Origin of the sequence: Streptomyces sp. NPDC098101 (assembly GCF_044760185.1) — a bacterium.
Lineage (GTDB): Bacteria > Actinomycetota > Actinomycetes > Streptomycetales > Streptomycetaceae > Streptomyces.
The window spans coordinates 372,538-394,804 of record NZ_JBIWAS010000004.1; the positions used below are offsets into that span (position 1 = coordinate 372,538).

Genomic DNA, 22,267 nt, shown 5'->3' on the forward strand with positions numbered 1-22,267 from the left:
ATCCCCGCGAACTTCTCGTCCTCCCTCGTCCTCCGCGCTCCTCCCCCCCTCCTCGTGTCCTCGTGCCGGCGGTCTCCCGGTCCTCGCCGGCCCGGCGCGCCGCCGTGTCGCGGACGTACGCTGGGAGGACTCCCGTCGGACCCCCGAGCAGCATCGCGGAGGGCGGCATGACCGACCCCTTCGGCTTCCTCACCACACCCCGCCGGCCCGTTCCCGCGCGGCCTTCCCCGGAGCGCCGGGGCGACTGGGACGAGGTGTACGCGGGCCAGGCCCTGCTGCCGCTCGTCGCCCTGCAGGCCCGTCGCTGCATGGACTGCGGCGTCCCCTTCTGCCACGGGGGCTGTCCGCTGGGCAACCTCATTCCCGAGTGGAACGTGTACGCGGCCCACGACGACTGGCGCACCGCCTCGGAACGGCTGCACGCGACCGACAACTTCCCCGAGTTCACCGGGCGGGTCTGTCCGGCGCCCTGCGAGGACGCCTGCGTCCTGTCGCTCACCGGGGAGCCGGTGACCATCAGGAACGTCGAGCAGGCCATCGCCGACGAGGCCTGGGCGCGGGGCCACGTCCGCGCCCACCCGCCGGAGCGGCTGACGGGCCGGTCGGTCGCGGTGGTGGGCTCGGGCCCCGCCGGCCTCGCGGCGGCGCAGCAGCTCACCCGGGCGGGCCACGGCGTCACGGTCTTCGAACGGTCCGACCGGGTCGGCGGGCTGCTGCGCTACGGCATCCCCGACTTCAAGCTGGAGAAGCGGTGGCTGGACCGGCGCGTCGCGCAGATGCGGGAGGAGGGCACGCGGTTCCGCACCGGCGTCGACGTCGGCACCGATCTGGACGCGACCGCGATGCGGGACGCGCACGACGCGGTGATCGTGGCCGTCGGGGCGACGGAGCCGCGTGAACTGACCGTACGCGGAAGGACGTCGGAGGGCGTCCACCAGGCCATGGAGTACCTGACGGCGGCGAACCGGGCGGCCGGGGGCGACCGCTCCCGGCCGGCCGTGACGGCCGAGGGGAGGGATGTGGTGATCATCGGGGGCGGTGACACCGGGACGGACTGTCTCGGCACCGCCCTGCGCCAGGGCGCCGCGTCCGTCGTGCACGTGGACATCAACCCGATGGCGGGACCGTCCCGGCGGGAGAGCGAGCCGTGGCCGCTGGTCCACCCCCGGATCCACCGCGTCTCCCACGCCCACGAGGAGGCCCGCGACCGGGACGGCGACGATCCGCGGGTCTTCGGTACGGCCGCCCTGTGGTTCGAGCACGACGCGGCCGGCCGCGTCGAGGCGGTGTGCCTCACGGAGGTGGACCCCTCGGACAGGGCTCCGCGCCCGGGAACCGAGCGGACGCTGCCCGCGCAACTGGTGCTGCTCGCCCTGGGGTTCCGGGGCCCCCGGCACGGCACGCCCCTCACGGCGGCGCTCGGGCTCGTCCCCGACCACCGGGGCAACTTCGCCCGCGCCGCCGACTTCGCGGCACGACCGGGGGACCCGGCGGGCCGGCCGGTCCCGGACGGGGTCTTCGTGGCGGGCGACGCCGGACGCGGACAGTCCCTCGTCGTCTGGGCCCTCGCGGAGGGCCGCTCCGCCGCGGCGGCCGCGGACCGCTACCTGAGGGGCTCCAGCGACCTCCCCGCCCCGATCACGGCGTCGGACGGGCCGCTGGCGTAGCCGGGACGGGAGGGAGGGAACGGACCTCGGGACGACCGGGCGGGCCCGGAATCCGGATGCCGGTGGCCGGTGGCCGGACGGGCTCGGAGGTAGGTTCCGGTCGGCCGGGCAGGTCCGGAGGCGGGTTCCGATCGGCCGGACGGGTCCGGAGGCGGGTTCCGGCCGACCGAGCGGGCCCGGCAGCCGGGTTCCGGTCGTTCCCGGTCCGTACCGGCGGTGATCCGTCACCCCGGTGCGTCATCCGGCGGCGGCGCGGCTTCGAATCCTCAGTACGGCTCCACGGCCGCCGGTCCGTCCCCACCGGCCCGACCCCTCCAGGGGGCAGTCATGATCACCACGATGCCGCCGCCCGGCGCGACGCCCCCCGCGCGGCGCAGGAGTGCTCACCCGATTGCCCGCGCCGTGCGGCGTCCGCGCGGGACGGCGGGCAGAGTCGGGCAAGGGCGACCCCCGTGCACCGAAGCCGTGGCGCGAGCGCGGCGGCCGACCGACGCAGAGGACGGTGAGCAGCGCGTGCCGCAGGGACCCGAGCACGACGCGGGGCTGGAGGAGCTGCTGAGCCGTTCGGCCGGCGGGGACCGGGAGGCGTTCACCGGCGTGTACGACGCCCTCGTCGGCCCGGTCCTGGGTCTGGCCCACCGGATCCTGCGCGACCCGGCGCAGGCCGAGGAGGTGGCGCAGGACGTCATGATCGAGGTCTGGCGCACCGCCGACCGCTACCGGCTCGAACGCGGCACGGCCAGGACGTGGGTCCTCACCCTCGCCCACCGCCGGGCCGTCGACCGGGTGCGCGCCGTGCGGGCGAGCGCGGACCGGGAGCGGCGCGCCGCGATGCTGTCCTCCGCGCGCTCCTTCGACGAGGTCGCCGAGACCGTCGAGGGCAGGGACGAGTACCGGCGGGTGTACCGCTGTCTCGGCGGGCTCGACCCCGTCCAGCGGGTCCCGCTCGTGCTCGCCTACTACGAGGGGCTCACCTGCCTCGAAGTGGCCGATTCCCTGTCGACCCCGGCGGGAACGGTGAAGTCGAGGATGCGCGCGGGCCTGCGGAAGCTCCGCGCCTGTCTGGAGGGCGGATCATGAAGCCTGCCGGGAGCCCGCACGACGACGCCGGGGCGTACGTCCTCCACGCCCTCTCCCCCGCCGAGGAGGCCGCCTTCGAGAACCACCTCGCGGGCTGCGACGCCTGCCGCGCCGAGGTCGCGGAGTTCCGGCGGGCGACGACCCTGCTCGCGTCCGCCGAAAGCGTCACCCCTCCCCCCGAGCTGCGGCGGCGGACCCTCGAACGCGTCGGAACCGTCCGCCAGGAGCACGCGCCCCGCCCGCCCCGGCCCCGCAGGCGCGTGCTGGACGTGGTCCTGGCGGCGTCCCTGGCCGCGGCCGTCGCCCTCGGCGGCATCGCCCTGTGGCAGCACTCGCGGGCCGAGGACGCCCGCGCCGGGGCCGCCCTGGCCGAGGAGCGGGCGCGCGGCTACGGTTCGGCCTTCGCCGACGTCCTCACCGCCTCCGACGCCACCCTCCACACGGAGCGGCTGGCCGACGGGACGGCCGTCGCCGTCGTCGTCTCCCGGGGCCAGGACCGGGCGGCGTTCACCGCCGGCGGCCTGCCGGCCCTGACCGACGACCGGGTCTACGAACTCTGGTACGCCGCCGAGGCGGGCGGCCTGCGGCCCGCCGGCCTGCTCCCCGGCACCGGCGGGGCGGCGACCCGCCTGCTCGAGGGCCCCCTCGGCGACGCCGTCGCCGTCGGCATCACCGTCGAACCCGCCGGGGGTTCCGAGCAGCCCACCACCGAGCCCCTGGGCCTCGTCCCCCTCGGAGCGTGAGCCGACGGCGTCCGTACCGGGGTCAGCGCTGGTTCAGCGGGAGGGCGATGTCGACGACCTGGCGGGACGCGGGGAAGGCGCCGACGAGGGCGGCGCGGCCGGTGAGGAGGTCGACCCGGTAGAAGCGCTGCTTTCCGCCGGTGTTCAGGGCCGCGAAGCCGTGGTTCGTCCCGTCGGAGGCCTTGTAGTAGATGTCGAACCCGGCCGAGGGACCGGCGTCGGCGCCGAGGCCGCCGGTGGGGGCGAGGGTGCCGGCGTTGGCCGGGGACTGCAGGGAGACGCGGTCGTTGACGGTGTCGACGTCGAACAGCGTGGTCGCGGTGGCCGCGTCGAGGTCGTTGTTGGTGTACGCGGCGCCGGTGACGCCGAGTGCCGTGGACGGCAGTGTGGTGGGGTTGGTGAGGGTGCCGTCGGCGGTGGTGGTCCTCGGGGCGGCCGGGTCGTCGATGTTGTGGCGCAGGTTCTGGCCGGTGTCGCCGATGACCCGCAGGCGGTTGGCGGCGGGGTTGAAGTCGACGCCGAAGTGCTTGCCCCGGAGGGCGACGGTCAGCTGCGAGACCTTCACCGCGGCGGCCTTGTGGTCGAGGGTGTAGACGCCGCCCTTGTCGCCGACGCCGTACAGCTTGCCGTTCTGGACGCGGAAGTCGATCCCGACCAGCTTGCCGTCGCCCTTGAGCCCGCTGACCTTGCCCAGGGACCGGGCGCCGGACGGGTCGGTGACGGCGAACTCCACGAGCCGCTGGTCCGAGGTCAGACCCACGCTCGTCAGACGGTGGGCGCGGTCCCGCGACGCGGAGGCCCCGGGGCCCTCCGCCTTCGCCGAGGCCAGTGCGGGGGAGATCAGGGAGGCGGCCACCGCGGCGGCGGCCACGGCGGTGGGGACGACTCGGGTACGCATGGGAGGACTCCGATCGGTCGGCGGTCCGCGCCCTCGTCGGCGCGGATCCGCAGACCCTTCGGCGCCGCTGTCCGCCGGGGATGGGTGCCGGATTCCACAACCCCCCGGACGGCCCACAAAAGTCCTACCGGCACGCCCGCGCACCGGCCGACACGCGCGGCTGCGGCGGATCTGGGCCGTTTTCTCCCGGAGCCGGGGTTGGCGCACGTCACCCGCCGTATGCCGCGGCCCGTGGACGCCGGGCCGTAAGGTGATGCCATGCCTAGAACTTCTCCTTCCGTCGCCCTCGACGCCCTCCTCGCGGGCAACAAGCGCTTCGTCTCGGGCTCGCCCGAACACCCGAACCAGGACGCGGCCCGCCGAGCGGAGCTGGCCCCTGGACAGGACCCGTTCGCCGTCGTCCTCGGCTGCTCCGATTCGCGGCTCGCCGCCGAGATCATCTTCGACCAGGGCCTGGGGGACCTGTTCATGGTGCGGACCGCGGGGCACGTGATCGGCTCCGAGGTGCTGGGGAGCGTCGAGTACGCCACCAGCGTCCTCGGGGCCCGTCTCGTCGTCGTGCTCGGGCACGACTCGTGCGGTGCCGTCGCCGCCGCCCGTGCGGCGGTCGAGGACGGCTTCGCGGCGAGCGGCTTCGTCCGCGACGTGGTGGAGCGCGTCACGCCGAGCATCCTGGCCGCGCGTGCCGCCGGTCTCACCTCGGACAGCGACGTGGTCGACGAGCACATCCGTCACACCGCCGACCTGCTGCTCGACCGTTCCCGTCTCCTCTCCGAGCAGGTCGCGGCCGGCGAGGTCGCCGTCGTCGGCCTGGGCTACGCGCTCTCCGAGGGCAACGCCCGCGTCGTGACGACGCGCGGCGTCGAGGCCCCGGAGGGGACGCCGGCCGCCCTGGCGGCGGCCGGGACCGGGGAGAAGGCCCCCACCGCGTAACCCTCCGTCCGGTCCGACGCGGGCCGGGTGCCGTGCCCCTGAGGGACGCGGTACCCGCGCCTCGCGGAAGGCCTCGTGAGGGCCGCGCGGGGCTTCGCGGAGAGCCGCGCGGGGATGCTGCGCAGGGGTCTCGTGGAGGGGTCTCATGGAAGGGCCCTCACTCGATGCCTGCGGCCCGTGCCACGCACCCCTCGGCGCCCCGGCATCGCGCGTCTACTACGACCAGAAGATCCCCCAGGGCAAGCATCACACCCAGGCTCTGCTCTGTCTCGCCCGACGACGGGCCGATGTCCTCTTCGCGATGCTCCCGGGTGGAACCTTCTACGAACTCCAACCCGTCAGGGCGACTTGAGATCGGCTTGCCCACCGCCCATGCCCATGGTCAGCTACGGCCCTGGGGGGACGAGCATTCCGAGCGTCTAGCACTCATCCGTTGCCGGCTCGCGGGCGAAACCGTCAACAACACCGTCGGCATCAAGGTCGTCAGCGGCCCCTTCAACGGACGGAGCAAGATTGTCGAGCTCGACCAGTCAGGACTACCGCCCGCAGGCTTCCGAGTTCGCCCTGGTCGAGCATCAGAACCCTGGAACTCTGCCGCCAAACACATCTACCTGCCAGTTCGAGTCCCCGACACCGCTGCGGGCTGGATCTACGAATACGCAGGCATCGACACAGCGGCCGACGCGCACTCCGCCGCCACCGGGGGCCCTACTCATCTGGGCTCGGGCACAAAGGCGTTGGGTCGCATAATTCGGAGACGAATTCCCCAGTCCAACGTGGCAACATGCGGCAATGCCCCTTCGACACCCCGACGGCGACTACGCGATCACCACGATGTACTCCGTACCCGATGACGCCTGGTACCTGGAACTGGATCTCGTGGCCGTGCAACGGAATCTCATCACCGCAATCGTCCCCGACGAGGATCCGGCGCGGGAACCCACGGTGTGCTTCAACCCGCACGCAGAGCACACCGACATTCCGTACGACGTCATGCGCTGGTTCATGCACCAGGTCGACGAAGAGATCCGTACCTCCCGCGCCTGGATGCGGCTGAGACCGGAGTTGGTCGAGATCATCCGCCAACTCCGCCAGGAGTACATGGGCGTCATCGACGATGACTCCTTTCCCCGGGTTCTGGCGGACGTACGCCTCACGGTCCGCGAGGCAGACCTCCCCGACGTCCTGGAGGCCGCCTTCGGACGACACCCTGACGGCACCCTCAGAGAACACCCGCAAATGCTCCAGCCCGTGGACGGTCGAGAACACGGGGCCTAAAGGCCGTCCCGTAACTACGGTTGCGGGTGTGACTGATTCCCCATGCTGCTTGTCAAGCAGCGGGACGTAGGCTGCGACTCATGGAATCGTTGATCGCTGCCGTCCGTGAGCAGGAAGAAGCTGCCCGTTTTCTCGTTTGGCCGGGTGACTTCGACCTTCACCGAGGCGATCATGTCGAGGAAGTGCATCTCGCCTCGGGTGCCGCGCTCGAGGGGTTTGCCGGCGATGGTGCTGGCGGCACGTTCTTCTTCTGCGGTGAAGGCGGAGAGGAGCGTCCGGTCCTCTACGCCGACTCCGAAGGAGGTGCGGCTCTGGTTGCCATCGGCCTGCACGAGCTGGTGCGGCTGCTGCTGGTTGTCCCGTGGTGGCAAGGCTGCCAGACGTTCACGGACGAGGAGAGTCGCGCGCTTGAGGCTGAGTATCTGGAGGACATGCCGGACCTCGCGGCCAGGAGGGACCGTGCTGCCGCAGCCCTTGGACTCGATCTTCCGGGTCGGGCCGAGGTCCTGGCTCGCTTGAGGGAGGTGGCCACTCGGCTGGGAGAAGACTTCGTTTTGATCTACACGCCGGAGGGTCACCCCTATGAGCCGCTCTTCACGGCCTGAGGCTCAGGCCGCGGCGAGACCCCGCTGGGGAGGCCGAGCCTCGAAGGTGCGCTGATCGCGTATGAGGACCACAGGACGTCGAGGCGTCGCCGAGCAAGGGCGAGGATCGCCTGCTTATGACTCTGTTCCTCGGCCCGTTTGCGGTCGTAGAAGAGTGATTGTCAAGAGCTGTGGATCGGTGGGCGGGGCGAGGGTGAGGTGCTCTCGTGCTGTCGTGGTTCCGTCGATGGTTCGGTGAGTGCCGAACCGTCCGGCCGGTAGCGTCCGAGTCCTGTGCGGGAGATGCCCGCGCTGGTGAACGCCGGAGGCGACCCGATGTCGGAGACAGATCTGAAGCAGCAGCTCGCCGAGCGATTCCGCGAAGTCAACGGAGACCATCCGATGACCGGTACCGATGACGCATACGTCAGCGCGCAGTTCGTTGTCCTGGAGGAACTGTGCGCGATTCATGGCCGCGATGCCGATGCGGTCCGTCGGCTGATGCTGGGGCAGCGTCTGCCGCTTCCGGGATATCTGCGCTCCGACGGTGCCGAGATGGTGCCGGCCGACCTGTTCGCTCTCGCCGACGAAGCCGGCGGCATAGAGCTGCTCGAAGCGTGGTTCACCGCTCACTGGGCTGACCCGGTCACCGGGAAGGCGGAGTGGAATGCGTATCTCAGCGGACAGTACGTGTGCCTGCACTCGGTGACCCCGGCAGCCATTCAGCGCAAAGATCACCTGACGACCGCGATCAGCGCCGCGGCGAACGAGCCGGATGCCGGTTCAGCACGGTGGTCCGAGCGGCTGCACGCACTGGTCGACGAACTCGACACGCTGGAACCGGCGTTCACGGCCTACGACCGTCTTCGGTTCGGCGGACCCACGTCCCGGGACACCTGCATCGACGCCCCGCGCGCCCGCTTCCCGCGCCCGTGACCCGGATCCACGGGTGGCGTTCCGCGGATCGGTTGCGATCGCTCATGCCGCGCGGGCTTCGGGACGTTCGACTAGGTGGCCGCGTTCGAACGGCAGCCCTGACCTGCTCCTCGACATCGCGCGGAAGCTGTACCGATTGAAGGGGACTCGGCAGCAGGATCCGGAACTCGCCACGTTCTCAGGGATGCTCGCCAGCGAGATGGACCGGGAGATGCGACTGGAGGTCCCCCGGCGGCTCACCGGCAGTGCCGCCGTCTACTGCACCGACATCGTCGTCGCCCGCAGGCATCTCCCGGGCCGGACGCCGAGCGAGTCGGTCGTCCCTCTCCTCATCGCTCCGGAACACACCGAGATGACGATGATGCTGCCGAGCCGCTTCTGGCCGACGTCGACCTGATGACACGATCAAGATCGGGGCCGCTCGAACGTGTCGCCCATCACCCACCTACGAAAATGGGGAGAAGCGTCCCCTATGACCTCTACCGGTCAGGAACAATGCGCCAGGCGGTCTCAGGAGAACTTCAGGGATAACGTTCAGAGCGAAGTCGCAGGAGCAGAGGCAGGGCAGGGCAGGGCAGAGAGATGTGTGTCGTGGATACGGCTGTCAAAGAAGCTGCCGTTGCCCAGTTCCTCCACGGGTATCCGCAGATGGTGCAGGCCGCGTGCGACCACCCCGCGCTGCTGGGCTGCGCCGACGTCGACTGGTCGCGAATTCCCGGGTGCCCTGCCGGAATCCCGGCTCTGCTCCGCAGCCTCCTGGATGAGGAAGCCGGCCCCGCGGCTCTGCCCGTGCTGGAGAACGTCCTGATGAACGGCGTCTTCCACATGAGTGCCGCGATGCCGGCCGCCCTGCCCTTCTTGATCCGCCTGGCAGCCGTCCCCGACATCGCGGTGCGCTCCGACCTGGTGGAAATCCTGGTCGTCGCCGCTGAGCTGTCCCTCCCCGTCGACGCCGACGACGAGCACCAGGTGCTGCTGTTCGGGAAGGACGACGATCACCCGGAACGCGAGTGGTGCAGGGCCGTCTTCGCCGCACACGCTTCCGCCGTGCGCGCCTTGCTGGAGGATGAGTCCCTCCCGGACGGACTGATCAGCGTGGACGACCGCGAGCGCCTGCTCGAAGTCGTGGAACCACAACGATCTCCCTCCTGACGCTTCGCAGGCCCGCCGATCTCCTCGAAAGCACCTTGCTCACCACATACGCGGTGGCAGCGTCCCGTTCAGTCGTCGAACCACACGACGAGGCGCACGTTGTCGTCACCATGCTGTTCCGCGAGTTCTCTCATGGCTTCCCAGACGGGTTGCCACTCGCCGGTTTCGGTGACGGCATCCCTGCGGCGAATGGTGACCGATCTGTAGAGCGTGTCCTCGACGAGCCACTCGCTCCCTTCGGGCCACTCCCGCACCTCGCCGAATTCAAGGCCGACAGCCTCGGCGAACTCGGCGTTCCAGGAGGCCTTGCTCGTCATCCTGAGCCCGCTCGGCGTCCTGCGGTATTCGTGCAGCCGACTGTCGGGCTTCTCCGCCGGCTCGTCCCAGTCGACGGCCTTCACCTCGGCCCATGTGATCCACGTGGTGCCGTGAAGACCGTCCTCGCCGTACCACTCGGTCACCTGGGCGAGCCGCGCGCTCACGGCGGCCGAGGCGTCGGCGGGGAACCCCCTGCCCGCGGCCAAGGGCAGGAAGTTCGCGTAGTTGCGGACCCCGAAGAGACAACCGAACGCGTCGTAGTTACGGACATCGTTGAGGGAGTTGAGGTCATGCGCGCTGTACCAGGTCGGTTCCCGATCGCCTCGCCGCACCCGGTACTCGACGAAGCCGTCCATGTCTGTGCCCATGCCAGGCATCCTCCCGACGCCGTCAAATGATTTCGCCCCCGTGGGGCGACGCCCGCCGCCCGAAGGACTGATCCGTTCCCCCGGTCCCGTACCGGCCCCCGCGACGGGGACGAGCGGCTCCACTGGAACGGGTACTCGTACCGCCTCGCCTTGCTGGACCGGCATCCGGAAGGGGACTGGCGCCGCCGCCCGAGCACGGACCCGCGGCAGCGGCCGTGTCCGCCGGGAAGGCGGGCTTTCAGATCACGCGGCGCCGGGAGCGGCCTCCAGGGCCACCACGACCATCACCGGGAGGTCCGTGTCGTGCTGGACCACACCGGCGGTCAGGGTCCGGCCGTCGAGGATCCACTTCCCCAGCGCGATGAACTCGTCCTCGTCCTCCGCCGTCCGTTCGGCCTCGACGAGGCGACCGGCGAAGGAGGAGCGCTCGATCCCGGGGAGGAGACCGGCGAGGACCCGCTCCCCCTCCTCGTAGACGGCTTCCAGGTCGTCGAAGTAGCCCGACGCGTCGACGTCCCGGATCCAGACGGCGAACGAGACGCAGACCGTCCCACCGACAGACGTAAGCCTCTCGCGGTTCCGCCACCGGCGCCTGCCGCATCTCGTGTCCCCACACCCCACACGTCACGGCCGGACCCTGTCACGGGAAATCCCCGTCTCCCTCCTCCTGCTCCCACCGAAGCGCGAACGGCCCGGTCGGCGGCGGCCCGAGGCGGGTCGTGCGCGCCACCGAGTGGCGTGCCGGGTTCGTCGCCGCTTCGGACGGCCCGTCGGCGGCCGCCGGAGCGGTGGCCGTGCGGAGATTTCCGCGCCCCGGCCCCGGCGGGGTGTCGCCGACGACAAGGGTTTTCCCCGATGCCTACGTCCCGCTCGTGGGAGCAGGGTGGCGCTCTCTCCGGCTCACGGAGTTTCCCCCTCTGAGAGGACGTCACGTGAAGTCCCTTGCGCATCAGGAACGTTGGCGGAAAGCGGTACTGGCCGGTGCGGGCGCGGCGCTCGTCGTCGCCGGGCTCGGCGTCTCGCCGGCCGGGGCGGGGGTGCCGGCCGGCGCTCCCGTCCCGGTGGCCGGTGACGGGCCGGTCCCGGCAGGTCTGCTCGCCGCGGTGCGGCGTGATCTGGGGCTGACGCCGCAAGAGGCGGTCGACCACCTCGCCGCCGAGAAGCGGGCGTACCGCACGGCCGGAGCGGTCCGTGCCGTCCTGCCGGGCGGGAAGGTGACCGGCATGTGGTTCGACGCGGCCACGGACCGCTTGAACGTGGCGGTGGCGTCGGAGGCCGACGCGCGCACCGCCCGTGCGGCCGGGGCCGACGCGCGCGTCGTGGGCCGTGACCGTGCCGCGCTGGACGCCGCCGTCGACCGTGTCGGCCGGATCGTCGGCGCGGGGCGTGCCCCCGGCGTGGTGGGCTGGGGCGCGGACGAGGCGTCGGCCGACGTCGAGGTACGGGTGGAGGCCGGACGGGTCGCCGGGGTCCGCGCCGCGCTGCGGGTCCTGGGCTCCTCGGTGCGCGTCGTGGCGGCGGAGCGTCCCCGTCAGCAGCAGGGGGACGTCGTCGGCGGGGAGAAGTGGGTGCCGGGCAGCGAGAGCCCGTGCTCGATCGGCTTCTCGGTCTCCGGGTCGGGCGGCACAAAGGGCTTCCTGACCGCGGGGCACTGCACCAACGACGCGAACCAGCCCGCCTACGGCAAGGACGGAACGCGGCTCGGCACGTCCAACCAGGGCGGCTCCCACAGCGTCAACGCCTCCGAAGGGGACTTCGGTCTCGTCGGGGTCGACCAGGCCGGCTGGGCCCTGTCGCCGAAGGTTTCCGGTCACGGCGGCGGAGACGTGACGGTGACCGGCGCGCAGGACGGCGTGGTCGGCACCTCGGTGTGCCGTTCGGGCCAGACCAGCGGCTGGCGGTGCGGAAAGATCACCAAGGTGAACCAGACCGTGGACTACGGCAACGTGGTCATCGGCGGCCTGTCGTACACCGACGCCTGCTCCGCCGGCGGCGACTCCGGCGGCTCGTACGTCACGGCGACGGGCGGCAAGGCGGTCGGGCTGCACTCCGGCGGCGGCTCGGCCACCTGCTCGGGCGGCAGCGGCGAGAGGTTCACCATCTTCCAGCCGGTCAACGAGGCCCTCGCGAAGTGGGGGCTGAGCCTGGTGACCTCGGCTCCGCAGCCGGGCACCGTCACGGTGGCCGCCGTCGCCGGTCAGAGCTCCGTGCTCGGCCGGAGCGTCTCCCTGCCCAACAGTGCCTCCGGCGGCACCGCCCCGTACACCTGGAGCGCGACCGGGCTCCCCGCCGGACTGTCGATCGGCGCCACGACGGGGACGGTGTCGGGAACGCCCACGGCCGCCGGATCGTCCTCGGTGACCCTCACCGCCACGGACAGCGCCGGCGCGTCCGGTTCCGTCTCCTTCACCTGGGCCGTCACCGACGCCTCGGGGACCCCGCCGGCCCTCGCCCACCCCGGAAACCAGACCGTCCGGGTGGGCCGGGCCGTCGTCCTCCCGCTCCCCGTGACCGGCGGCACCGCCCCGTACACCTGGAGCGCGACCGGCCTCCCCGCCGGACTGTCCATCGGCGCCACGACGGGCACCGTGTCGGGAACGCCCACGACCTGGGGCATGACCACCTCCCGCGTCACCGTCACCGACGCCGCCGGGCGCTCCGCCTCGGTCTCCTTCGGCTGGAGCGTCTTCTACTGACGGTGCCGCCGCTCGTCGGGCGGCGTCCACGCACGCGGGGCCGGCGGGCACGGGGGGCCGCCGGCCCCGTCCTCGTGCTCTCCGGCGTCCCCGGGGACGAGGCGCGGCGCGAAGGAGGCGGCCAGGGCGCCGCGCGAGCGGACGCCGAGTTTCCGATAGACGCGGCTCAACGACGCCTCCACGGTCTTGACCGACACGAACAGGTGCTGTGCCGCCTCCTGGTTGGTGGCGCCCCGGCACACGAGCACGGCGAGGCGGTGCTCGGACGCGGTGAGGAGCGACTCGGGCGCTTCGGCCCCGGCCGTCTCCGTCCGGGCGGGGGCGGCCCGTCCGGCGAGTCTGCCCAGCAGATCGGCCGCCTGCTCCCGCCAGGGCTCGGCGGCGCAGGCGGTGAAGACCTCCTCGGCCCGTCGCCACGCCGTCCGGGCGGCGGCCTGGCGGCGGCGGGAGCGTTCGAGACGCCCCCACGCGAGGAGGGTCCGGCCCGCCTCCAGCGGCAGCCCGGCGTCCTCGAAGAGTGCGTGGGCGGTCCGGAGACGGGCCTCGGCCGCTCCGGCGTCGCCCCGGCGCAGCAGGCAGGCGGCCTCGGCCCGGTACAGGCCGGCGGTGAAGGTGCCGACGGAGAAGCCTCCGGCCGCGAGACCGGAACGCGTGCGCTCCAGCAGTTCCTCCGCCCTGTCGAGGGTGCCCGGCGAGGCGGCGAGGCTCTCGACGGCATCGGGCTGCCAGCGCAGCATCGTCGGATCCGCCACCCGCTGGTCGCGTTCGACGGCCTCGACCTCGGCCAGGGCCGTCGCGGCCACCGCCGCCTCCCCCATGGCCAGCCGGCAGGCCGCCCGCACCCACAGGCTGCGCGAAAGGTGGATGACGTCGTGCTCCTCCCGGCTCGCGCGCACGGCCAGACCGGCCAGCCGTACGGCTTCGCCGAAGCTGCCGCCGGCCTGCTGGGCGAGCGCGGCCGTGTACCAGGCGGGCCCGGGGGACAGTCCGTGCCGCGCCGTCAGGCCGACGGCCCGGGCGCTCCGTTCCAGGGCCTCCGCGCAGTGTCCGGACCGGGCTTCGGCCTCGGCGAGGCTGCGCAGGACGTCGACGAGGTCCTCGACGTTGCCGACGGCCTCGGCCTGCGGAAGCAGGGTGAGGAGACGGTCGCGCGCGTCGGTGAGCCGGTCGTCGAAGACCGCGTGCCGGGCGGCCAGGTACTCCGGGCTGTTGCGGATTCCCATGGCCGCGGCGGAGGCGTGGAGCCCGAGCGCCCGGTCCAGGGTGTGCCGTGCGGGTGACGGGCGTCCGGTGATGCGCTCCATCCGGGCCCGCATGGTCAGCGCGGCCGCTTCGAGCGTCGTGTCGCCCGCCCGGCGCGCCAGTTCGGAGGAGCGGGTCGCGGCCCGGAGGGCCCGTTCGGGTTCGCCCCGGCAGACGTTGGTCTGGATGGCGCGGCGCAGCTCCACCTGGGCCAGGAGCCCGGGGTCGCGGCCGGCGAGCGCTTGGGCGGCCCCGAGGAGCGGTTCGGCTTCGACCAGGGCCTGGCCGTGCGCGTCGACGAGGGCCAGCGCGGCCGCGAGCCGGTCCCGGCGCGGGGCCCGCATCCGGTCGAGTTCCGCGCGGACCTCCGCCGCGACGCCGACGGACGAGGAGGCCGCGGCGTCGCGGGCGGCCCGGGCCAGGCGGCGCAGGCCGTCGTCCCGGGCGTCGACGGGCGTGAGCCGGGCGGACAGGACGAGCAGCTCCGCGGCCAGGGCGGGTTCGGCCGCGGCGCGGGCCTTCCCGGCGGCCCGCTCCACCCGTCGTGCGAGCCCGCCGTCGGGGGTCTCCTGCGCGAGGGCGAGGTGCCGGACGCGGTGCACCGGGTCCCGGGTGGCCGCTGCCAGGGACCGGTGGACGCGGCGCCCGCCCCGGGCTCCCGCGTCGTCGGCCGCCGCCTCGCGCAGCGCTCCGCACGCGAACCGCACCGTGCCCGAGGCGTCGGTGCCGACCAGTCCGGCCCGTTCCGCCACGGCCACCCGGGCCTCCGCGTCCGGGTGGCCGGCCCGTACGAGGAGACCGGTGGTCGGGTGCCGGGCCAGCGCGGCCGCGGTCAGGGTCGTACGGACGTCCCTCGGCAGGGTCCGCAGCCAGGTGCGTGCCGCGTCACGTGCGGCGCCGGCGAGTTCGAGGCGACCGCTCCCCGCCGGTGTCCCGGCGAGCGCGGCGCACGCCTCGCGGGTGAGCAGGGGATGGCCGCCGCAGTGCCGGTGCACCGCCGGTGCCCAGCGGCTCGGCAGTCCGGCCCCGGTCAGCCGGTCCGCCGTCCAGGCGGTGTCGAGGGGCCGCAGCGGGAGGACCGCCGCGTAGGAGCCGAGGAGGCGTTCGGCGGCAGGGGTGTCGCCGGGCCGGGCGGCGGCGCGTTCGGCGGCGAGGACCGACAGCGGCGGTCCGCCCGTCCCGACCGGGCCCGCGAGCGCGTGGACCGCGTACGCCAGGACGTCGGCGCTGCGCTCGTCGGTCCACTGAGCTCCGTCGACGACCAGGACGGCTCCCGGGTGCGCGGCGAACAGCGCCGTCACCGCGATCCGCAGGAGCCCGTGGTCGGGCTCGGGAACGGCCTGCGCGGGGGACGACGTGGCGAGGGCGAGCAGACGGTCCGCGTACGCGGCCGGCAGCGCACGGAGGTGTCCGGGCGGGCAGCCGAAGGCGAGGAGCTTCCGCAGGACCGCGTACGGGGAGGCACGGTCGTCCTCCCGCGCCGCCGACAGGAACACCGCGCCGGCCGGGGCTCCCGCGCGCAGGCGCTCGTTCACGGCGGCGAGGAGCGTGGACTTGCCCGTCCCCCACGGACCGCGGACCACCACGCGCCGCTCCGTACGGAGCAGACGCAGGACGTCCTCCGGCCCGGGCCCGTCCCGCCCGCCCGGAGCGGCGGGAACGCGGCTGCGCATGATCGTCCGCGACGTCATGCGCACACTGTACGACCGACCCGTAGCGCGGCCAACGGGCTCTCGCCGCCCGGGTGCGCCGGTCGTCCCGACCGCTTCGGCCTCCGGGCGCGACCTACGGGCGAGGCTCCGGGCCGCCCCCGTGCGCGTACGTGGCCGAGCGTCGCACCCGTGCGCGCGCACGGCCGAGCGCCGATAATTTCGCCATGCCGTGCGCACGCGAGGCGCATCCCGTCGACCCCGCCCTGACGTAGCGTCAGGTCTCACCAGGAGGTACTCATGAGGATGCTGATCAACGTCCCCGAGAGCGTCGTCGCCGACGCGCTGCGCGGGATGGCCGCCGCGCATCCCGAGTTGACCGTGGACGTGGAGCGGCGGGTCGTGGTGCGGCGGGACGCGCCCGTGGCGGGGAAGGTGGCGCTGGTGTCCGGCGGCGGGTCCGGGCACGAGCCGTTGCACGGGGGGTTCGTGGGGCCCGGGATGCTCGCCGCTGCCTGCCCGGGTGAGATCTTCACGTCCCCGGTTCCGGATCAGATGGTGCGGGCCGCCGCCGCGGTCGACAGCGGGGCCGGGGTGCTGTTCGTCGTCAAGAACTACACCGGGGACGTGCTGAACTTCGAGATGGCGGCCGAGCTGGCCGAGGACGAGGGGATCCAGGTCGCCAAGGTGCTCGTCGACGACGACGTGGCCGTGACCGACAGCCTCTACACGGCGGGGCGGCGCGGCACCGGGGCCACGCTGTTCGTGGAGAAGATCGCCGGGGCCGCCGCCGAGGAGGGCGCCCCGCTGGAGCGCGTGGAGTCGATCGCCCGCCGGGTCAACGCGCGGTCCCGCTCCTTCGGGGTGGCCCTGAGCGCCTGCACCACCCCCGCCAAGGGCGGTCCCACCTTCGACCTTCCCGCCGGGGAGCTGGAGTTGGGCGTCGGCATCCACGGCGAGCCGGGCCGCGAGCGGCGGGCCATGATGACCTCCCGGGAGATCGCGGACTTCGCCGTCGACGCCGTCCTGGAGGACCTGCGCCCCTCCGGGCCGGTCCTCGCCCTGGTGAACGGGATGGGCGCGACCCCGCTCCTGGAGCTGTACGGATTCAACGCCGAGGTGCAGCGGGTCCTCGCCGAGCGCGGGGTGCCGGTGGCCCGGACACTGGTGGGGAACTACGTGACCTCGCTCGACATGGCGGGCTGCTCGGTCACCCTCTGCGAGGCCGACGAGGAGCTGCTGCGCCTGTGGGACGCGCCCGTCCGGACCCCCGCCCTGCGCTGGGGACTGTGAACGGGACGGGAGGGACCGGTGGATGACGGTACGGAAGTGGGAGACGGCATGACGGAGACCTTCGGCGCGGAGTTCCTGGTGCGCTGGCTGACGGCGGTGGCCGAGGACGTCGGCCGCGAGGCGGACCGGCTCACCGAGCTGGACTCGGCCATCGGCGACGCCGACCACGGCGCCAATCTGAAGCGGGGGTTCGCCGCCGTGGCCGAGACCCTGGCGAAGGAGCCGCCCGGGACGCCCGGCGCGGTGCTCACCACCGCCGGACGGCAGCTGATCTCCACGGTGGGCGGCGCGTCCGGACCGCTGTACGGGACGCTCCTCCGGCGCGCGGGGAAGGCGCTGGGCGACGACGGCCGGGTCGGGCGGGAGCGGCTCGCGGAGGCGCTCGGCGCCGGCGTGGCCGCCGTGTCGCAGCTCGGCGGGGCCCGGGTGGGCGACAAGACCATGCTGGACGCGCTCGTACCGGCCGTGGAGGCGCTGCCGGAGTCGTTCGCGGCGGCCCGCGCCGCCGCCGAGGAGGGCGCCCTCGCGACCGTGCCCCTGCGCGCCCGCAAGGGCAGGGCGAGCTATCTGGGCGAGCGGTCGGTCGGGCACCAGGACCCGGGGGCGACCTCGTCGGCCCTGCTGTTCGCGGCGCTCGCCGCCACGGCGGCCCCGGAAGGGGAGGAAGGGTGAGCCCGTCGAAGGCGGAGGAAGCAGAGGAAGTGAAGGGAGCGGAGGAAGTGGAGGGAGCAGAGGAAGTGGAGGGGGCAGAGAGGGCAGCGGGGGCGGGGAGTACGGGGCCCGTCGGCGTCGTGCTCGTCTCGCACAGCGCCACGGTCGCGGCGGCGGTGGCCCGGCTGGCCCTGGGGCTCGCCGGCGGCGGCGACGGGCCGCCCCTGGTGCTGCCCGCGGGCGGGACCCCGGACGGCGGCCTGGGAACGAGCTCCGAGCTGATCACCGCGGCGGCCAAGGCCGTCGACCGGGGCGCCGGGGTGGCGCTCCTGGTCGACCTGGGCAGCGCCGTGCTCACCGTGAAGGCGCTCCTCGCCGAGGGCGACGAGCTGCCCGGGAACTCCCGCCTGGTGGACGCGCCCTTCGTCGAGGGCGCGGTCGCGGCGGTGGTGACGGCGAGCGCGGGCGGGGACCTCGACGCGGTGGAGGCCGCGGCCTCGGAGGCGTACTCCTACCGGAAGGTGTGAACGCACCGGACCCGGGCCCTCCGGCACCGCGCGTGGTTACCGAGTAGTAGACATCACGCCCCGATTCTTCTGCAACTAGTTGCATAACCTGCGGGGGTCCCCTACAACAGGGGGTGACGATCCTGCGCGAGGAGGCGCCCCCATGACCCCGTACCCGCATCTGCTCAGCCCGCTCGACCTCGGGTTCACCACCCTGCCCAACCGGGTGATCATGGGCTCGATGCACGTCGGCCTGGAGGAGGCCGAGCACGGGTTCGCGCGGATGGCCGCCTTCTACGCCGAGCGCGCCCGCGGCGGCGTGGGCCTGATCGTCACCGGCGGCATCGCGCCCAACGAGGCCGGCCGCCCCTGGGACGGCGGGGCCAAGCTCACCACCGCCGAGGAGGTCGCCGAGCACCGGCTCATCACCGACGCCGTGCACCGGGAGGGCGGCCGGATCGCGATGCAGATCCTGCACTTCGGCCGGTACGCGTACCACCCCGCCCTGGTCGCGCCCAGCCCCCTCAAGGCCCCCATCAGCCCCTTCGCGCCGAACGAGCTGACCGACGCCGAGGTCGAGCAGACCGTCGAGGACTACGTCCGCTGCGCCGAACTGGCGAAGGAGGCCGGGTACGACGGCGTCGAGGTGATGGGCTCCGAGGGCTACCTCATCAACGAGTTCATCGCCGCCGCGACCAACCACCGCACCGACCGCTGGGGCGGCTCGTACGAGAACCGCGTCCGCTTCCCGCTGGAGATCGTCCGCCGGATCCGCGAGCGGGTCGGCGAGGACTTCATCCTGGTCTACCGCCTCTCGATGCTGGACCTCGTCCCCGGCGGCTCCACCCTGGAGGAGGTCGTCCGGCTCGCCAAGGAGATCGAGGCGGCGGGCGCCACGATCATCAACACCGGCATCGGCTGGCACGAGGCGCGCATCCCCACCATCGCGACCTCCGTGCCGCGCGGCGCCTACACCTGGGTGACGAAGAGGCTGATGGGCGAGGTGTCCGTCCCGCTCGTCACCAGCAACCGCATCAACACCCCCGAGGTCGCCGAGGAGATCCTCGCCGACGGCCGCGCCGACCTGGTCTCCCTGGCCCGGCCCTTCCTGGCCGATCCCGACTTCGTCGCCAAGGCCACGGCCGGCCGCGCCGACACCATCAACACCTGCATCGGCTGCAACCAGGCCTGCCTGGACCACACCTTCAGCCTGAAGATCACCTCCTGCCTGGTCAACCCGCGCGCCTGCCACGAGACCGAGCTGGTCCTCTCCCCCACCCGCCGCGCCAAGCGGATCGCGGTGGTCGGCGCGGGCCCGGCCGGGCTCTCCTGCGCGGTGTCGGCGGCCGAGCGCGGCCACGCCGTCACCCTCTTCGACGCCGCCGCCGAGATCGGCGGCCAGCTCAACGTCGCCAAGCGGGTGCCGGGCAAGGACGAGTTCGACGAGACCCTGCGCTACTTCCGCGTCCAGCTCGCCGAGCACGGCGTCGAGGTGCGCCTGAACACCCCGGTCGCGGCGGCCGACCTGGACGGCTACGACGAGGTCGTGGTCGCCACCGGCGTCTCCCCGCGCACCCCCGCCATCGAGGGCGTGGACCACCCGAGCGTCGTCAGCTACCTGGACGTGCTGCGGGACGGCGCGCCGGTCGGCGAGCGGGTCGCGGTCATCGGCGCCGGGGGCATCGGCTTCGACGTCGCGGAGTTCCTCACGGACGGCGGGGAGGGCGCGAGCCGGGACCCCGAGACGTACTTCCGCCAGTGGGGCGTGGACACCTCGTACGAGAACCGGGGCGGGCTGCGGACGCCCGAGCGGACCGCTCCCCCGCGCCAGGTGCACCTGCTCCAGCGCAAGGACAGCAAGGTCGGCGCGGGCCTCGGCAAGACCACCGGGTGGATCCACCGCACCGAGCTCAAGCACCGCGGCGTGGCCATGGTGGCGGGCGTGACGTACGACCGGATCGACGACGAGGGCCTGCACGTCACGATCGGCGGCGAGTCCCGGGTGCTCCCGGTCGACACGGTCGTCCTCTGCGCGGGCCAGGAGCCGCGGCGGGACCTGTACGAGGAGCTGGTGGCGGCGGGCCGCACGGCGCACCTCATCGGCGGCGCGGACGTCGCCGCCGAGCTGGACGCCAAGCGGGCCATCGACCAGGGCACCCGCCTCGCCGCCGCCCTGTGACCGCCGCCCGGTGATCCGTGTGCGGTGACCACCACGACTGTCGTGGTCGCGGTGGTCGCCGCGGGCCCCGAACCTAGGATGCGAGCATGTCCCTGCCGCACGCGATCCTCACCGCGCTGCTCGAGAAGCCGTCCTCCGGCCTCGAACTGACGCGCCGCTTCGACAAGTCGATCGGCTACTTCTGGTCGGCCACGCACCAGCAGATCTACCGCGAGCTGGGCAGGCTGGAGCAGGCGGGGCACATCCGCGCCCTGCCCGCCCCGGTGCCCGTCCGGGGACAGCGGAAGGAGTACGAGGTGCTGCCCGCGGGCCGCGCCGAGCTGGGCGACTGGGTCGCCAGGTCCGAGGACCCGAAGCCGATGCGGTCCGCCCTGCTGCTGCGGATGCGGGCGGCCGCGATGGTCGGCGCGACGGGGCTGAGGCCCGAGTTGGAGCGCCATCTCGCGCTGCACCGCGAGCAGTTGGCGGAGTATCTGGCGATCGAGGCCAAGGACTTCCCGGCGGAGCGGCGGAGCACCGAGCCGGACCGGCTGCGCCACCTCGTCCTGCGGGGCGGGATCGACCTGGAGCGCTTCTGGGTGGAATGGCTGACCGGCGCCCTTGCGGAACTGGATCGGGAGGAGTAGCCCCGGCGGGTACGGCCCGGTGCCGGGCGATACTGGGTGCCTGCCGGTTCCACGACACGAAAGGGCGGGTATGACCGACGACTTGGGGCGCCGCGCGACACGTCACGCGGTGGTCATCGGGGGAAGTCTCGCTGGACTGCTTGCCGCACGGGTCCTCGCCGAGCACGCGGAGAAGGTGACGGTCGTCGAGCGCGACCGCTTCCCCGAGGGACCGGAGGCGAGGCCCGGCGTTCCGCAGGGCCGGCACCTCCACGTCCTGATCGCGGGCGGGCAGGAGGCGTTCGACGAGCTGCTCCCCGGTTTCACCCGGGAGCTGGGGGAGCTGGGCGCGCCGAAGGTGGGCATCCCGCAGGACATGATCCAGTGGCAGAACGGCAGCTGGTTCCGCCGGTCTCCCGCGACCGCGCACTTCTTCACCGGTCCGCGCCCGCAGCTGGAGTGGCTGGTGCGGCGGCGGGTGTTCGCGGATCCGCGGATCGAGCTGGTCGAGGGCACCGAGACCGTGGGCCTGACGGGGGACTCTTCGCGCGTGCGGGGCGTACGGCTGCGGGAGCGCGGCGCGGGGGCCGGCGGGGAGACCCGTACGCTGGCGGCCGATCTGGTGGTGGACGCCTCCGGGCGGTCCACGAAGGCCGCGGACTGGCTGGCGGGCATCGGCGCGGAGGCGCCGCACGAGGAGACCCTCGACACGGGCCTGGCGTACGCGACCCGGGTCTACGGGACGCCGTCCGGCGGCCCGGACACCGACGCGCTCGGCCACTACATCGTGCCGAACCCCGGGCAGGTGTACGGCGGCGTGGTGCTGCCGCTCGGCGACGGGCGGCACCTGGTGACCCTCTCGGGGCTGCGCGGCGACGAACCGCCCGCCGAGGAGGGCGCGTTCGAGGAGTACGCCAAGCGGCTGCCGCATCCGGTGATCAGCGACTGGCTGGCCCGGGCGGAGCCGGAGTCGCCGGTGTACGGCTTCCGGAAGACCGCCAACGTCCGGCGCCGGTACGACCGTCCGGGGCGCCGCCCGGCCGGTTTCCTCGCCACGGGCGACGCGCTGTGCGCCTTCAACCCGATCTACGGGCAGGGCATGGCGGTCGCCGCGCTCAGCGCGGTCGCGCTGCGCCGGGCGCTCGCCGATCCGGGGCGGACGCCGACGACGCGGGTGGTGCAGCGGGCGCTCCTGGACGCCTCGAAGCAGGCCTGGGACATCTCGGCGGGCGCCGACAAGAAGATGCCCGGGGCCACGGGGGACGCGGCGAGCCCCGGTCCGCTGGACCGCGCGGTCGGCTGGTACCTGGGCCGGGTGCAGCAGCGGGCGGCGGGCGATCCGGCCGTCGGGGCGGCGTTCCGCTCGGTGTTCAGTCTGACCGCGCCGCTGACGGCCCTGTTCGCGCCGTCGGTGGCCCGGGCGGTGCTCTTCGGGCCGCCCGTCGAGACGCCGTCCGGGCCGCCGCTGCGGCGCGACGCGTAGGCCGTC

Annotated in this window: 20 protein-coding genes and 2 pseudogenes; 17 read left to right on the forward strand and 5 right to left on the reverse strand. The window is 73.4% G+C overall.

The window, feature by feature from the left end; all coding sequences use genetic code 11:
• Positions 1–167 precede the first annotated feature (167 nt).
• The 3 genes from ACIQVI_RS20260 to ACIQVI_RS20270 all read left to right on the forward strand — a co-directional run bounded on the left by ACIQVI_RS20260 (position 168) and on the right by ACIQVI_RS20270 (position 3,490).
• On the forward strand, positions 168–1,667 hold the full coding sequence (locus ACIQVI_RS20260; RefSeq protein WP_403597613.1) for a glutamate synthase subunit beta: 1,500 nt from the start codon (positions 168–170) through the stop codon (positions 1,665–1,667).
• 513 nt (positions 1,668–2,180) lie between these two features.
• Entirely contained in the window at positions 2,181–2,747 is a 567-nt protein-coding gene (sigK, locus tag ACIQVI_RS20265; RefSeq protein WP_403597616.1) for an ECF RNA polymerase sigma factor SigK, read from the forward strand.
• Positions 2,744–3,490, forward strand: coding sequence for an anti-sigma factor domain-containing protein (locus tag ACIQVI_RS20270; protein ID WP_403597619.1), 747 nt, complete (start codon positions 2,744–2,746; stop codon positions 3,488–3,490). Before sigK ends, ACIQVI_RS20270 begins: the two co-directional genes overlap by 4 nt.
• Positions 3,491–3,512: 22 nt before the next feature.
• On the opposite strand, the gene ACIQVI_RS20275 is transcribed toward ACIQVI_RS20270, so the two are convergent.
• Positions 3,513–4,388, reverse strand: coding sequence for a DUF4394 domain-containing protein (locus ACIQVI_RS20275; RefSeq protein ID WP_403597622.1), 876 nt, complete (start codon positions 4,386–4,388; stop codon positions 3,513–3,515).
• Between the two features lie 258 nt (positions 4,389–4,646).
• Here ACIQVI_RS20275 and ACIQVI_RS20280 point away from each other — a divergent pair, with 258 nt between their 5' ends.
• The 4 genes and pseudogenes from ACIQVI_RS20280 to ACIQVI_RS20295 all read left to right on the forward strand — a co-directional run bounded on the left by ACIQVI_RS20280 (position 4,647) and on the right by ACIQVI_RS20295 (position 7,204).
• Entirely contained in the window at positions 4,647–5,321 is a 675-nt protein-coding gene (locus ACIQVI_RS20280) for a carbonic anhydrase (protein WP_403597624.1), read from the forward strand.
• Between the two features lie 199 nt (positions 5,322–5,520).
• Positions 5,521–5,673, forward strand: a pseudogene (locus ACIQVI_RS20285) (IS110 family transposase); the annotation flags it as partial.
• Positions 5,674–6,113: 440 nt separating this feature from the next.
• A complete protein-coding gene (locus ACIQVI_RS20290; RefSeq protein ID WP_403597627.1) occupies positions 6,114–6,599 on the forward strand; it encodes a hypothetical protein in 486 nt (161 codons plus the stop codon).
• Positions 6,600–6,679: 80 nt separating this feature from the next.
• Complete coding sequence (locus tag ACIQVI_RS20295; RefSeq protein ID WP_403597630.1) at positions 6,680–7,204, forward strand: hypothetical protein; 525 nt, start codon at positions 6,680–6,682, stop codon at positions 7,202–7,204.
• A gap of 3 nt (positions 7,205–7,207) precedes the next feature.
• Here the strand turns inward: ACIQVI_RS20295 and ACIQVI_RS20300 are convergent.
• Positions 7,208–7,356 (reverse strand): annotated as a pseudogene (locus tag ACIQVI_RS20300) (IS110 family transposase); the annotation flags it as partial.
• A gap of 163 nt (positions 7,357–7,519) precedes the next feature.
• Here ACIQVI_RS20300 and ACIQVI_RS20305 point away from each other — a divergent pair.
• The 3 genes from ACIQVI_RS20305 (at position 7,520) to ACIQVI_RS20315 (ending at position 9,271) form a co-directional block, all read left to right on the forward strand.
• Positions 7,520–8,119 (forward strand): DUF6058 family natural product biosynthesis protein, encoded by a 600-nt coding sequence (locus ACIQVI_RS20305; protein ID WP_403598723.1) that lies wholly within the window; start codon positions 7,520–7,522, stop codon positions 8,117–8,119.
• A 184-nt stretch (positions 8,120–8,303) separates the two neighbouring features.
• Positions 8,304–8,516: a hypothetical protein gene (locus ACIQVI_RS20310; protein ID WP_403597633.1), complete on the forward strand. Its 213-nt coding sequence runs from the start codon at positions 8,304–8,306 to the stop codon at positions 8,514–8,516.
• Between the two features lie 194 nt (positions 8,517–8,710).
• Positions 8,711–9,271: a hypothetical protein gene (locus ACIQVI_RS20315; RefSeq protein WP_403597635.1), complete on the forward strand. Its 561-nt coding sequence runs from the start codon at positions 8,711–8,713 to the stop codon at positions 9,269–9,271.
• A gap of 68 nt (positions 9,272–9,339) precedes the next feature.
• Here ACIQVI_RS20315 and ACIQVI_RS20320 read toward each other — a convergent pair whose 3' ends face one another.
• Together ACIQVI_RS20320 and ACIQVI_RS20325 are read right to left on the reverse strand one after the other, a co-directional pair.
• Positions 9,340–9,957 (reverse strand): hypothetical protein, encoded by a 618-nt coding sequence (locus tag ACIQVI_RS20320; protein ID WP_403597638.1) that lies wholly within the window; start codon positions 9,955–9,957, stop codon positions 9,340–9,342.
• A 243-nt stretch (positions 9,958–10,200) separates the two neighbouring features.
• Positions 10,201–10,578 carry a hypothetical protein gene (locus ACIQVI_RS20325; RefSeq protein ID WP_403597641.1) on the reverse strand — a complete coding sequence of 126 codons (378 nt, stop codon included), beginning with the start codon at positions 10,576–10,578 and terminating at the stop codon, positions 10,201–10,203.
• A 311-nt stretch (positions 10,579–10,889) separates the two neighbouring features.
• Between ACIQVI_RS20325 and ACIQVI_RS20330 the strand changes: the two genes are divergently transcribed.
• Positions 10,890–12,653 carry a putative Ig domain-containing protein gene (locus ACIQVI_RS20330; RefSeq protein WP_403597644.1) on the forward strand — a complete coding sequence of 588 codons (1,764 nt, stop codon included), beginning with the start codon at positions 10,890–10,892 and terminating at the stop codon, positions 12,651–12,653.
• Here ACIQVI_RS20330 and ACIQVI_RS20335 read toward each other — a convergent pair.
• Positions 12,647–15,586: an AAA family ATPase gene (locus ACIQVI_RS20335; protein ID WP_403597647.1), complete on the reverse strand. Its 2,940-nt coding sequence runs from the start codon at positions 15,584–15,586 to the stop codon at positions 12,647–12,649. The genes ACIQVI_RS20330 and ACIQVI_RS20335 overlap by 7 nt on opposite strands.
• 258 nt (positions 15,587–15,844) lie before the next feature.
• Between ACIQVI_RS20335 and dhaK the strand changes: the two genes are divergently transcribed.
• From dhaK to ACIQVI_RS20365, 6 genes are all read left to right on the forward strand, one after another.
• On the forward strand, positions 15,845–16,837 hold the full coding sequence (dhaK, locus tag ACIQVI_RS20340; protein WP_403597650.1) for a dihydroxyacetone kinase subunit DhaK: 993 nt from the start codon (positions 15,845–15,847) through the stop codon (positions 16,835–16,837).
• A gap of 48 nt (positions 16,838–16,885) precedes the next feature.
• Positions 16,886–17,509 carry a dihydroxyacetone kinase subunit DhaL gene (gene dhaL / locus ACIQVI_RS20345; protein WP_403597653.1) on the forward strand — a complete coding sequence of 208 codons (624 nt, stop codon included), beginning with the start codon at positions 16,886–16,888 and terminating at the stop codon, positions 17,507–17,509.
• Positions 17,510–17,574: 65 nt separating this feature from the next.
• Complete coding sequence (locus ACIQVI_RS20350) at positions 17,575–18,015, forward strand: PTS-dependent dihydroxyacetone kinase phosphotransferase subunit DhaM (protein WP_403597656.1); 441 nt, start codon at positions 17,575–17,577, stop codon at positions 18,013–18,015.
• Positions 18,016–18,157: 142 nt separating this feature from the next.
• Positions 18,158–20,173: an FAD-dependent oxidoreductase gene (locus ACIQVI_RS20355; protein ID WP_403597659.1), complete on the forward strand. Its 2,016-nt coding sequence runs from the start codon at positions 18,158–18,160 to the stop codon at positions 20,171–20,173.
• Positions 20,174–20,259: 86 nt separating this feature from the next.
• The gene (locus tag ACIQVI_RS20360; protein WP_403597662.1) at positions 20,260–20,799 is read left to right on the forward strand and encodes a PadR family transcriptional regulator; all 540 of its coding nucleotides are present in this window, start codon (positions 20,260–20,262) and stop codon (positions 20,797–20,799) included.
• A gap of 70 nt (positions 20,800–20,869) precedes the next feature.
• A complete protein-coding gene (locus ACIQVI_RS20365) occupies positions 20,870–22,261 on the forward strand; it encodes an FAD-dependent monooxygenase (protein ID WP_351973407.1) in 1,392 nt (463 codons plus the stop codon).
• The last annotated feature ends 6 nt before the right edge of the window (positions 22,262–22,267 follow it).